The organism is Clostridia bacterium, assembly GCA_035561135.1.
Lineage (GTDB): Bacteria > Acidobacteriota > Terriglobia > Terriglobales > Acidobacteriaceae > DATMYA01.
This window is the reverse complement of the sequence record DATMYA010000068.1, coordinates 1-12288: the sequence shown is the minus strand read 5'-3', so window position 1 is coordinate 12288 and position 12288 is coordinate 1. Positions and strand designations below refer to the sequence as shown.

The window sequence follows — 12288 nt, the reverse complement described above, 5'->3', positions numbered from 1 at the left end:
AGTCCTCGATGCGGTCCAGTCCGGCGCGATGCTCGCAAGCGCGTTGGCGGTTTTTGGAATGCGTGATGCGCTCGGCCGGCTGGTCGCCCAGGGAATCATCGACGCCGTCGCGAAAGCGAAAGAAGAGCGCTCCGCGGGATTGAGTGCAACCGCTGAGCTGCAGTCGTTCGATTTCGTCGCTCCGCAGGTGGATGTAGAGGCCCTCGCTAAGGAACTGCGCCGACAGTTTGCATCGGGTGAATACGTCTCAGCGCCGGAGAAAAAAGCCGAATGACACTGAGCACGAATGCCAATGGCAACCCGGCATTGCTGAGATCGGTGCTCATGACCACCGGGGCCAGCGGCGGCTGCATTGTTGGGTACCTACTCGTTGCCGCTTTTCGCGCCGAGCCGAAGTTGATTGTTGAGAGCGTCGTTCGCGTTCTCTCGACGTGGGGCCCGTTGTTTGTGATTGTCCTGGTCGGAATGATTTACGCGAACCGCTGGGCCGAAGCCGGTGTGCGCGCGATCGAGAAGAACGCGGAAGCGCAGCAGCAGCTCGCTACGGCCGTTACGGAGTTCACGCACAAGGATGATCAGCGAGCCAGGGAAACAGAGCTGGTGTTGGATTCAATGTCGGGCGCGCTGCAGCGGATCTCGGCGCAGCAATCAGAAACACACAACCTAGTTGTCTCACTGTCGCAGCAGATGGAAGACCGAGCACGAGGTGCAGGAGCATGAACGACGTTCTCGACGCCGAACAGATGAAGCGGCTGCGCGGCCAGGTCCTTGAGATCCTCTATGCAAATCACCGCGCACAGAGGCCGCGCCTCGACTCGCTCACGCTCTGGGGTGCACTCCGCCGTTTGCTGTGGGACCTTGGCCGGAACGATGTGCGGACTGTGTTGCAGGATCTCAAGCGTCGCGGCTATGTGAGTTACACAACGCAGCGAGACAAAGATACGAATCGCGAAACCATGTCGCAAATCATGATCGAGCCGAAGGGCACGGACCTTGTTGAGGGTCCTCCTCCAACCGACGACGCGATCCGGCTCGACTGATGGCGAAGAGAAGACCAAAGACGGGCGACAAAAGACTCACGCGGCAGCCGCTGAACATCGATCGTCTGCCAACTGAGATGCACGACCGGATTCTGTTCGAGCGCACAAGGAATGGGCGCACCTGGCTGGAGCTGGAAGCGCTCTCGCCGACGTTTACGAAGGAATGGGAAAAGGTCGCACCGGAGATACAGCAACTCTTCCCTGGGCTGCGATTGCCGAAGTCGAATTTGCACCGCTGGTATGACCTGCGAGTTGAGCAGGTGCAACAGGAATCGCAGTTGGAAGTTGAGAGAGCACGCGCTGTTGCTGAGAGTTTTGCGCACGTCGAGCGCGGCGACCTGGACGCAGCCGTAACAAACGCTCTCACGGATCAGATCTTTGCACTGACTGAAAACGTCGACGAGAGGAGCCGCAAGGCCTTACGCGGCGACCTGATCAAACTCGGACGACTACTAGTGCAACGAAAGCGTGCGGAGATACAGGAGAAGCAGGCCGAAACCGAGCAAGCACGCGTTGAGCTGTTGAAGCAGAAGCTGGACAAATTAACGAATGACGCCGCCAAAAAACTCGAAAAAGGTCAGCAGCTCACGAAGCAAGACATCGACCGTATCCGTGAGCGGACCTTTGGGCTCCCGCCCGCATAGCGAGGCGCTGCCGCCCGTAATCCAGCTGCGCGGTTATCAGCAGCGGTGGATCGACGACAAGGCACGCTTCACGCTTGGGGTAAAGTCCGCGCGCATCGGCTTCTCGTTCGCAACGGGAGGAAAGCGCCTCCTTCGCTTACTCGAAAAGCCGAATCACACCGTCACGGTGTTGAGCGCTTCGAAAGCTCAGTCGATCGAGTTCGTCGAGAACGTTCAGAAAATTCGCCAGGCGATGGGCGCGGTCGCGGAAATCTTTGAGGAGCCTTTTGTTGACCAGTTTGGGGTGACTTCCGAAACACAGTCGCGCCTCCAGCTTGCAAACGGCTCGCGCATGATTGCATTGCCTGCCAATCCTCGTACGGCACGCGGTTATCCCGGAGACGCAGTGCTCGACGAGTTCGCACACCACCAGGACAGCTATGCGATCTGGGCGGCCGTGATGCGCCAGCTCGCTCTTGGGCATGAAGCCGACGTTCTCTCGACACCGAATGGCGAACAAGGAAAGTTTTTCGACCTCGCTCGCGATCTCGGATTAGTGGACGGCGTAGCTCCTGATACCAATCCCGTTCGCAAAGGTCCCTGGTCCGGGCACTGGGTGGATGTGAACCTCGCGGTGGCAGAGGGCTGCCCCATCAATATCGAAGAGATGCGCGAGGGCATCAAGGACGACGATACCTTCGCCCAGGAATTCCTTTGTGTGTTCCTTAAAGCAGTCGGCGCGTGGATTGGCGTGGATCTGATCCAGGCGGCCGAGGACGATGGCGCGACGATCATGTGGCCGCAAGGGTACGTTCCTATCGGGCCTGTCTACGGCGGACTCGACGTCGCCCGCGATCGCGATAAGAGCGTGCTCTGGCTTGACGAGCACCTCGGCGACGTCGCTTGGACTCGCGGCGTGATCTCGTATCACGGCATGCCGTTCCCGCAACAACACAAGAGCTTTTCTCCTCTGGTCGGACTTACGACGAGGACCGCGATCGACAGCACTGGCATGGGTATCGCGCTTTTCGATTACCTGGTGCAGGACTATCCGGGACGCGTGATGGGTGTGAACTTCGCCGGCAACAATGATGCCGGCGTGAAGTTGAAGACAGATCTCGCGATCCTGCTGAAGAAGCGTCTTGAAGCCGGGAAGAAACGCATTCCCGCCGACAAAGATATTCGCCAGGAGTTGATGGCGATCAAGCGTGAAGTGACCGGCACGGGCGTGCGCTTCGACGCGCCGCGCATTGAAGTGGACGGAGCAGTTGCGGGCGGAAAGAAGCGGAAGCTCTACAGCCACGCTGATAGCTTCTGGGCGGCAGCTCTCGCCGAGTTCGCGGCGCGTAATACGGTGCCTGCAGCGCTCGGATCCGCAGATGTGCAGTTCGGTGTTCGCTCAGCACAGGCGAGCGATGAAGTAGTTCAGCACGATTTACTCAGCCGTCGCGCAGGCGGCGAGTACTCGGTGGGCGCTCGCTCGCACGAGAGGAGAGCCTGGTGAGACTGACACTTCTCAATCTGCGGGAGACGATGCGTGCCGGTGACGTTCACCAGGTGTTCGCCACAAGCCTTACAACTTTGAACCTCACGCTGGACGAGTCGCTCACCACAAAGCCGGAGGACAAAGTAGCCAACACGCAACAGGCACTCAATCCGCAACTGCTTGCGCTCGGCGATTCGGAAGATGCTCGCTCCACGCGGATCACGTCCAGCAAAACTCGCCGAGACCTCAATCCGCTCATGCACGAGAAGATGCAGCAGGTCTGCTACTACCTCTCGAGCACGACGCCATTCGGTAAGCGAATTGTCGAAATCATCACCAGCTTTGTTGTAGGCGAGGGCTTCGATGTCATAGCCAAGGACCAACGCGTCCAGGATGTTGTAAAGCGGTTCTGGACAGACGGCATCAACGACATCGAAAAAAATCTGTCGGAGTACTCGGACGAACTGTCGAGGTTCGGAGAGCTCTGTCTTCCAGTCGCGGTCAATCCTGTCGATGGCATGGTACGTCTCGGCTACATCGATCCCCAGGACATCGACTGCATTGAGTACGGCCGGTTGCAGACCCAAGACGGCGACACTGACATCTCCTTCCCCGTTGCCGTTCGGTTGAAGCAACGGATGTTCGAGAAGGAACCGCGCAGGTTGCGCATCGTTCGCCTGGACGAAGACTCCAGTTCCGAAAGCTTTGGGCAGCTCGTAGGCGATTGCTTCTACTTCGCGGTTAACAAGTCGAAGAGCGCGAGCCGCGGAATCAGCGATCTTTTCTGCCTGGCTGACTGGATCGACGTGCTCGACCAGATGATCTTCGATTTCGCCGACAAGGTTCGGCTGCTGAACTCGTTCATCTGGGACGTGACTCTCAACGGGGCGGACCAGAAGGCCGTAGACGAGTACACAAGGAAGCTGACTAAGAACCCGCCTCGGCAGGGCGGCGTTCAGGTGCACAACGAAGGCGTGAAGTTTGAGACGAGGACTCCGGATTTCAAAGGTGCCGATATGGCCGAGTCCGCGCAGATGGTAAAGAAGTACGGTCTCGGCGGTATCGGCCTTCCGCCAATGTTTTTTGCCGATCCCGTAGATGCAAACCGCTCCACGGCTGCTGAGATGGAAGGCCCGACGGGGAAGAAGCTCACAGAGCGCCAGAACGTAATCAAGCGAATCGTCCGGGCGCTCGTGAATTTCGTAATCGACCAGGCAATCGCTCACGGTGTACTTCCCGAAGACGTCGATCGCGGTTTTGATATTCAGGCCCCTGATCTACTGATCCGCGACATGCAGAAGTCGGGTGCGACGCTCGCACAGACAGGCAGCGCCCTCGCTCTTGCGGAAGATCGCGGATGGATACAAGGGGAGACAGCTGCCCGTGCGTTCCACATCATGCTTTCCCAACTCGGCGTCAAGGTGGAGTCCAAAGACGAGTACGCGGCCGCACAGCTGGAGTCGAGCAATAAACAGGCACAGCAGATCGACGAACTAAATCCCCAGGTCAATCTGAAGAACGCGCTGGATCTTGCGGCAGGCGCTGGAGGTGTCCAGTGACCACCCAGCAACGGTTTGCAGAGCGGGTGCGAGATCTTATCAAGCAGAGCCGTGCGTTGACTCCGCAAGCACGGAAGAACGTGATGGAGCTGCTCGACGAGGCGCGTAAACGCATCACGAGCGAACTGGTAGGCATGGACCCCTCGCGATTCAGCAGCGCGCAGCTGAGAGCGGTCAAAGTATCGATCGATCAAGCGTTCAGCGATTTTGCGAACGTGGCCGTCCAGGACATCGGGAACATGCAGGCTACGGCCGCGAAACTGGGCGCGGCAACGGTCAACAAGCCGATGGAGGCTGTCTTCGGGCCTATGCCTCTTGGACAGGTTTCGAAGACGACACTCAGCATAGCGCAGGGCTACACAGCGGACCTTGTCACAGCTCTTTCGAAGACGGCGTCGGCAAATGTGAACGCCGCGATCCAGCGCGCATTCCTTGGTGGCCAGCCAATGAGCAGCATCATCGAGCAGGTTGGCCGATCCCTCGGCAACGGAAAGTTCGACGGCATCTTCGGCCCTATCGGAGAGCGTGCCCAGGCTATCGCAGTAAACGAGATCCTTCGCGTCCATTCGATGTCGGCGCAAGCGCGGCTCGAAGACCTTTCACAAGCACATCCCGACCTGCAGAAGCAGTGGCTCTGGATCCCCGCAGCAAAGAGGCCAAGGTTCGATCACCAGCAAGCGAGCGGGCAGGTGGTCGATGTTAATCAGCCGTTCGAAGTAGGTGGTGAGAAGTTGATGTTCCCGCGCGATCCAGCAGGCTCGGCGGAAAACACGATCAATTGTCACTGCCTGGAACGTCCGTACTTCAGCTCCGATGCGCTTAAGGCGACTTCGGCGCAGAAGGGGCTTTTGGAATCGCTCGGAATCAAAGTCAGCGTCACGCCGGCGGCGTGAGAGGAGAAGAGATGGCAAACGTTGAAGTTCCAGCGGCACCGCATTTCTTGCCGAAGTCGCAACGGTCTAACTGGACCAAAACATACGCGCAGGCATTCAAGCAGGCGCAGACCGATTTCCCCGATGACCTGTCGGCTCAGCGTGCGGCAGCTCTCCGCGAAGCCAACCGGATGCTCCGGGTACCAGAACCGGAGAGCTACGAAGCCGCGATGAAGCTTGAGTCATGGCAGGTACTCAAGCGCGATGTCGTTGCGATCGACAACGACGCGAGCGAATTTCCGAAGGGTTCCGAGGTGCTGAAGCTTGTGACTGCGGATGGCAAGAAGTTCACTTTTGCTGTTCCTCCGCCTCCGCCTCCTCCGCCGACGAAGCCAGCGGCCTAGTTTTTCATCGCACCGGAGAAATGCAAGGGGTGACGGATACCGGCGTCCTGAACAGGTCGCCCTTTGCGAAAGAGAGACGCGATGGAAATGTCGCTCGAAGAACTGAAAAACAAGCTTGACGAAGCAGTTCGTAAAAAGTTTGGCACCGTCAATGGCACAACCGACTCGTGGAAGTACTACGTCGTCGAGACCTTTGACGATTACGTCATTGCGCGCGGCACGGATGGCGAGTTGTTTCAGATCCCGTACAGCGTTGACACAAACGAAGAGATTCAGTTGGGCGACGCGGTTGAGGTCGAGACAGCTTACGTTCCGGTCGCGAACGCGGCGGTATTCCTCGCTCGCGACGCGGCGGCTGATGACCCTTTCACCTTTTCGATTCAGGTGATGAAGGCCGGCTTTGCCAACGGACACGTCGCCATCGACGGCAAACCGCTGCGTCAGTACTTCCCGCCTGAAGTGGTAGCCGAAGTTGCGGCGGCCGTTAATGGCGCTCGCTTCGGACGCCGACATCCGGCGCCCGACGAAAACGAAGCGGTTGACGCCACGCGCACTGCAGGCTGGTGCGACAACGGCGGGATGAGCGGCGACGCGGCGATCGCGCAGTTGCACCTGCTTAAAAGCGAGACTCAGTTGCAGGCAATGCTCTCGGCCGCGCGCGACGCGAACAAGCTGGATCTCTTTGGCATCTCGGCCCTCGGATTCTTCGGATTCCGTAAAGCGAAGATCAACGGCGAGGACGTTCTCTACGCGACGAAGTGCGCCAAGCTCACCAGCGTTGACCTGTGCGCCGAGGCGGCTGCAGGCGGCAAGTTCCTGGACAACGTTCGCCTGGCTGCTTCAGCGGCCGTGCGCGCGGAGATCTCGCGTATGCAGCGAGACGCAGTACGTAAAACTTCCCTCGCTTCAAGCGGGGAAAATCACGGCAGCCCGAAAGGCGCTGGCCGGAACAACGGAGATGGAGCGATGAAGGAACAGATCCTGAAGCTGCTCGCGGCGCTCCGCAAGGTGAACGCCACCAGCGCGGATGAGTTGAACACGGAATTCACGAACTTGCCGGAAGACAAGCACACTGAATTTCTCGCAAAGGTCGCGGAAGCGATCGCAACATTACCGGCGCAGGCTACAGCGGCTGCTGCCTCTGCCACGGAGTCCACGGTTGTACAAACGGCTCTTGCGCAGGCTCAGTCTGTGCTGGCGGATGCGAAGAAGATCCAGAGCGCGCAACTGGTCGCCACTATGTTGGCTGCTGCAAAGCTGCCGGTACCGGCGGCGGACCTGGTCCGTTCGCACCTCAAGGACCGCGTTGTCGAAGCGGCCGAGATCGAGGCGGAGATCACCAGCGTCCGTACCGCGTTCGCCGCATTCTCGAACGTAGGTCGCGTCGGCGGAAACGGCACCGTGCTCGTCGGACTCGACTCGACCGACAAAGTGCAGCTCGCGATGGACCAACTCCTTGGCGTGAAGGAGTCAGCGGGCAAGGGCGTCACACCCTTCCGTGGGCTCCGCGATGCCTATGGCTTCATCACCGGCGATCGTGAATGCCGCTTTGGTGCTGAAGGTGGATTCCTCAAGGTGAGCGAGGCAGTCGCAAGCACCGATTTTCCGAACATCCTGGCGAACTCGATGACGAAGCGCGCTCTTCAGGATTATGCCGAAGTCGGCAAAGGCGGCATCGACCAGCTGTACACGGTCGCTGACGGTATTTCCGATTTCAAGACACAGGATCGCGTTCGTGACGGCTATTTCGGCGATATCCCGATCGTCGCCGAAAATGGACCATACACGGAACTTGCGAAACCGACCGACGAGAAGATCCAGTACGTGCTGCAGAAGCGCGGCGGGTTGCTGACGATCTCTGAAGAGACGATCCGCAACGATGATCTCCAGAAGGTGAAGAACTGGCCGGGAAAGATCGTGCGCGCCTATCGCCGCACGCTCAAGCAGTTCATCACCAACCTGCTGGTGAACAACGTGACGTATGACGCGGATACGGTCGCGCTGTTCCACGCGTCGCACAACAATCTGGGCTCAACTGCGCTGAGCGCGACTGAGCTCGCCGCCCGCGAAATCATCCTTATGAAGCAGACCGAGAAGGATTCAGGGAAGCCCCTGGGCCTACGCCTGGCGTGGCTGGTGGTTCCGATCGACCTGATGCAGACGGCGATCCAAATCAACCAGAACAACGAGGGCACCAACCCGTTCTTCCATCGTTTCGGTGCCAACAATGAACGGATCATTGTGAACGAACTGATGACCGATGCGAACGACTGGTACTACGGCGCGGACAAGAACGAGGCTCCTTGCATCGAGATCGCGTTTCTCGATGGCGTAGAGGAGCCGCAGATCCTCATCGCAAACGATCCGCGCATCGGGCTGATGCTCACGAACGACCAGATCGTCTACAAGGTCAAGGGCGGCTTTGGCGGTGACGTGATCGACTTCCGTGGCATTGGGAAGAACGTCGTAGCGTAGTCCGGATCCGGCTCTTGGGACCTGAACCGCAGGCGGCCGTGAAACAGACCTCACGAGGCAGAAACACGGCCGCCTTACAAACTCAAAAGGAGTTCGCAATGACAGAAAGATTGCGGCGTACGACGATCAACCTGCCAATCTCCGGTGCGCTCGCAGTCGCCGCCGGCGTGGTGACTTGGGCGGCTCAGTTTCGCGGCCGCATTGAGGAAGTTGAGCTGTCGCTTGGGACAACCGGATCAACGTCGGGCAGCACGACTGTAGACGTCAAGAAGGGCGGAGCGTCGATCATGGCCGCCAATGCTCTCCAGATTGCCCAGGGCTCGGCGACGAAATACGTTCGCGCCTCTCCCGCAGCAGCGTCCGGACACCCAAAGGGATTGCCGTTCGAGCCTGGCGATGTGATCACCGTGGACGTGACGACGGTTCCCGGTACAGCGTCCACAAACGGGCTCGTGACTCTCAGCATCATCGCGCAGGATGTCTAGCGCAATCGACGATGCTGAGAAGCTGAAAGCGATCGAGCGGGTGCTGACGGAAAAAGGCATCCTGGCGCACTCGCCGATTTATCAACACAGCGATGTCATGAATTTTGAATACTTTCGTGGACGCGGCGACGCGAAGGCATATTTCGACAACGTCGTGCATGAAGCTTTGAAACTGATTCGAGGTTGAGCGATGGCGAGAACATTCCGCGACTTCCAGACTGAAGTTGACCAACGCGTGAAGGATACGTCTGGGAAGCTCGCTGCTGCCGACAAGGATGCTGCTTCGCCAAGCCATCGCGCAAAGGTACTCGCTCGACCGTCCTATGCTGGTGGTTACAGACGTCGCCGGCGATGGCTCATCCCTTGCACCCTTGCCAGAGGGCAGCGATGGTGAGCAATTTGAGGAGAGCTTTTCTTCCATCCGCTCAATCGAGCATCCGATTGGAAACATACCTCCAACGACGCTCGAAGCTGTCGAGTTTGATCTTTACCGTGCGCCGAGCGGACGCAAGATCATGTTCACTTCGATGCAGCTGTCCGCCAGCGACCAGGCGCGAATTACCTGGACGGCCAGACACAAGAATGACGGCTCGACCGTTCCAGAGCCAGACTTCGAAGCAGTCGCGGATCTCGCTGCCTCACTGTGTTTCGATATCCTCGCCGCCGCATACCTGCAAACAGGTGATGCGTCGTTTCAAGCTGACTCCGTTAGCTACCGCACGAAAGGTCAAGAGGCGCTCGCGCTCGCGACGAAGTTCCGCAAGCGGTACTTCGGCCACATGGGGATCGCCGAGGGTGATGGCGCAACGAACGGCGGATCGACACAAGGTCCTGCAATTGCAATGGGCGACGTGGACGTGATGATGGGGTGGGGCGGCGATCGGCTCACGCACGGGCGGAAAACCAGATGAACTACTCGATCAAAGTTACTGGCCTACAGGAAGCCACTGGCATGCTGCGCGAAGCTATCCATGCCGGCATCGTCAACGGCCTGCATAAAACTGGTGAGCGCGGAGTCGCCCTGGTCTCAGCTAACGCGCCAGTTGCCTCTGGCGTGCTCGCAAACGCTATCACGGCCGAATATAGCGGCGTCCAGGGAATGATGAAGGCTACCGTTTTTTCGCAGCCACCTGCAGACGTGTACGCGCCACCGGTGGAAACCGGAACACGTCCGCACTTTCCTCCGCCTTCCATGCTGTTGCCTTGGGTTAAGCAGCGCTTCAGTCCGGCGAGCGAGAAGGAGGCATTGTCGATCGCGTTTGCCATTGCGAAGACGATTGCGAAGCGCGGCACTAAGGGAAAGTTTATGTTCGATCGCTCACACAAGCAGTTACAGACTGAGGCGACAGGCATCTTCGAGCGTGAGATTGCCACGCAGTTGCAAACAGCAGGCTTCGGAGGCAGACAGTGAGCGCAGAAGACGGTAGCGACGCACTGGAACTCGCAATCGCCGAGGTTGTAAAGGTCATTAAAACGGTTCCGAACGTTGGCAATGTGCAGGACCACGTCGCTTATGTGAATGACGAAGCGAAGTTCAAAACCCTATTCGTTAACGATGCGACGACTGATGTTCGCTTTTGGAATGTCACGCGCGAAAACACTGACTCGGCCGACGTCAAGGTACGTACGAATAAGGACCTCCACAATCTGCTGATCAGGGGATACATGAGCGTAGTGGAGGACAATGCGTCGGAAAAGACGTTCCGCATTCTGATTGAGCAGGTCCGCGCGGCGCTGAAGGTAAACCGCAAGCTGAACGGCACGGTGTTCTTTTCTGGACCAACGAAGGTAAGAACGCAGACATCGGGAACAATCGGGAGCGTGCTGGTGCACTATTGCGAGCTCGTCCACCAGGTCGTTGTTTACCCGATCAATTACTAAGGAGGATGAGATGGCTGGCGAAGAAATGGTTCATGTGAGGCTGAGCGCCTCCGGGATCGAGCGCGCCGGGGAAGGCACGCTGCGGATGTACGGCAGCAGGTATGCGTTCGAATTCACGCCAGGCGAAGTGCAGCGTGTGACGCGCTCGTTCGACTGGGCGAAGGTTTTGAGCAACGAAGTCAACGAGTCTGGCGAGCCGCTGTTTGAGTTGGCAGTTGACTCCACCGAGGAAGGAGCTTAAGCGATGCCGTACGAGCCGCAACATGTTGATGTCCGTAACCTGGTCCTGAGCCCACACAAACAAGGGGCGTATGGCACCGCATTGCTGGACGCAAAACTCACACAGCACATTTCTTTCGACGCCGGCGCGGAAGGTACGATCGGCAAGGAGTGGTACACCGACGCCGACAAGGCCGGCAAAGGCCACGTCTTCCCAACGCAGCGCAAGGTTGTCAAACAAGACACCGGCTTCAAGTTTCCGTTCGAGTTGAACGATTTCATTGCTGGTTGGCTTGGTGCATGGGGCATGGGCAAGGTAGTTGTTGTTGGCCCTTCTCCCTATACGCACACATTCACCTTCGACACCACGTCAAACATCGTTGCAGTCACGACCGTGTACGTCGAGGACGGCGGCGGCATCAAGACTAAGTATCCCGATCTAGCGATTGCTGAATTTGAGTTGAGTGGAGCGGAAACAGGTCCTGTAACGGGCTCGGCGACGCTGATGGGAAGCGGTCGCTTCACCGAGGTTGCAATTGCCGCACTCCCGCCCCTCACAAATGAACAACTGTTGCTCGGAAGCGACACGGACATTCTGTTGGGCGCTCCGGGCGCACCGGCGTCAATTAAGGAACGTGTGCGCCAGTGGAGCGTGAAGGTATCGCAGGGATTGGAGATTCATCGCGCGCCTGGTCACGGTCTGTACGCCACGTTCACAAAGCGCGGCATTCCGCGCGTGAGCGTGAGCCTGGTCATCGCCATGCCGGCCGCTGACGACATCCGCTCTCTGTACCTCGCCGACACGCTGCAGGAGCTACAGATCAACACTAACTCTGGCGCGGCGGCGCAGTGCAATCTCAAATTTCCGGGCCTGTATCTATCGGCGTGCGCACTTGGCATGAACGGAACTGAGCGGGTATACCAAGTTGAAAGCGACGAGAACGCGGTGATTAAGAACGGGGTCAACGACTACTTCCAAATGGTCGTGACCAACAGCACCCCAGCTTTCCTGGTCGTGTAATTAAGTGCGCCGTCTCCGGGAACCTTCCGGGGCGGCGCGTTTCAGGCCTTGCACTAACGGTCGCATCCACTTCGCGGCCGAGCAGGCGCATCAACTCCGTGCCTGCCACGAGGATCCTCTCCTCGCCCGGTTGCAGAACAAATCACACGGAGGCAATTCTGATGCAGAGCAACAGCGAACTTCTTCCCCTGGACCTGGCTGAGCGTACAGTCGCGATCAAGGA

General features: G+C 58.4%; 16 protein-coding genes. All 16 read left to right on the top strand.

The features are described from left to right. On the top strand, positions 1-274 hold a 274-nt coding region (locus VN622_14270), incomplete at its 5' end, for a hypothetical protein (GenBank protein HWR37024.1). Next, positions 271-720, top strand: a complete 450-nt coding sequence (locus tag VN622_14265) for a hypothetical protein (GenBank protein ID HWR37023.1) — start codon at positions 271-273, stop codon at positions 718-720. The genes VN622_14270 and VN622_14265, both read left to right, overlap by 4 nt. Next, positions 717-1040: a hypothetical protein gene (locus VN622_14260; protein HWR37022.1), complete on the top strand. Its 324-nt coding sequence runs from the start codon at positions 717-719 to the stop codon at positions 1038-1040. The genes VN622_14265 and VN622_14260 overlap by 4 nt, the downstream gene beginning before the upstream one ends. After that, positions 1040-1684, top strand: coding sequence for a phage protein Gp27 family protein (locus VN622_14255; protein ID HWR37021.1), 645 nt, complete (start codon positions 1040-1042; stop codon positions 1682-1684). Before VN622_14260 ends, VN622_14255 begins: the two co-directional genes overlap by 1 nt. Further along, entirely contained in the window at positions 1653-3167 is a 1515-nt protein-coding gene (locus tag VN622_14250) for a terminase family protein (protein HWR37020.1), read from the top strand. The genes VN622_14255 and VN622_14250 overlap by 32 nt, the downstream gene beginning before the upstream one ends. Next, positions 3164-4708: a hypothetical protein gene (locus VN622_14245; protein ID HWR37019.1), complete on the top strand. Its 1545-nt coding sequence runs from the start codon at positions 3164-3166 to the stop codon at positions 4706-4708. Before VN622_14250 ends, VN622_14245 begins: the two co-directional genes overlap by 4 nt. Then, positions 4705-5601, top strand: a complete 897-nt coding sequence (locus VN622_14240; GenBank protein ID HWR37018.1) for a hypothetical protein — start codon at positions 4705-4707, stop codon at positions 5599-5601. Before VN622_14245 ends, VN622_14240 begins: the two co-directional genes overlap by 4 nt. An 11-nt stretch (positions 5602-5612) precedes the next feature. Continuing rightward, on the top strand, positions 5613-5984 hold the full coding sequence (locus VN622_14235) for a hypothetical protein (GenBank protein ID HWR37017.1): 372 nt from the start codon (positions 5613-5615) through the stop codon (positions 5982-5984). 81 nt (positions 5985-6065) lie between these two features. After that, positions 6066-8459 carry a hypothetical protein gene (locus VN622_14230; protein HWR37016.1) on the top strand — a complete coding sequence of 798 codons (2394 nt, stop codon included), beginning with the start codon at positions 6066-6068 and terminating at the stop codon, positions 8457-8459. A gap of 98 nt (positions 8460-8557) precedes the next feature. Continuing rightward, positions 8558-8944, top strand: coding sequence for a hypothetical protein (locus tag VN622_14225; GenBank protein HWR37015.1), 387 nt, complete (start codon positions 8558-8560; stop codon positions 8942-8944). After that, on the top strand, positions 8937-9131 hold the full coding sequence (locus VN622_14220; GenBank protein HWR37014.1) for a hypothetical protein: 195 nt from the start codon (positions 8937-8939) through the stop codon (positions 9129-9131). Before VN622_14225 ends, VN622_14220 begins: the two co-directional genes overlap by 8 nt. Before the next feature lie 88 nt (positions 9132-9219). Next, the gene (locus VN622_14215) at positions 9220-9855 is read left to right on the top strand and encodes a hypothetical protein (protein ID HWR37013.1); all 636 of its coding nucleotides are present in this window, start codon (positions 9220-9222) and stop codon (positions 9853-9855) included. Continuing rightward, entirely contained in the window at positions 9852-10355 is a 504-nt protein-coding gene (locus VN622_14210; protein HWR37012.1) for a hypothetical protein, read from the top strand. Before VN622_14215 ends, VN622_14210 begins: the two co-directional genes overlap by 4 nt. After that, the gene (locus tag VN622_14205; GenBank protein HWR37011.1) at positions 10352-10825 is read left to right on the top strand and encodes a hypothetical protein; all 474 of its coding nucleotides are present in this window, start codon (positions 10352-10354) and stop codon (positions 10823-10825) included. The genes VN622_14210 and VN622_14205 overlap by 4 nt, the downstream gene beginning before the upstream one ends. Positions 10826-10835: 10 nt before the next feature. After that, entirely contained in the window at positions 10836-11066 is a 231-nt protein-coding gene (locus VN622_14200) for a hypothetical protein (GenBank protein ID HWR37010.1), read from the top strand. Positions 11067-11069: 3 nt separating this feature from the next. Then, positions 11070-12065, top strand: a complete 996-nt coding sequence (locus tag VN622_14195) for a phage tail tube protein (GenBank protein HWR37009.1) — start codon at positions 11070-11072, stop codon at positions 12063-12065. Positions 12066-12288 lie beyond the last annotated feature (223 nt).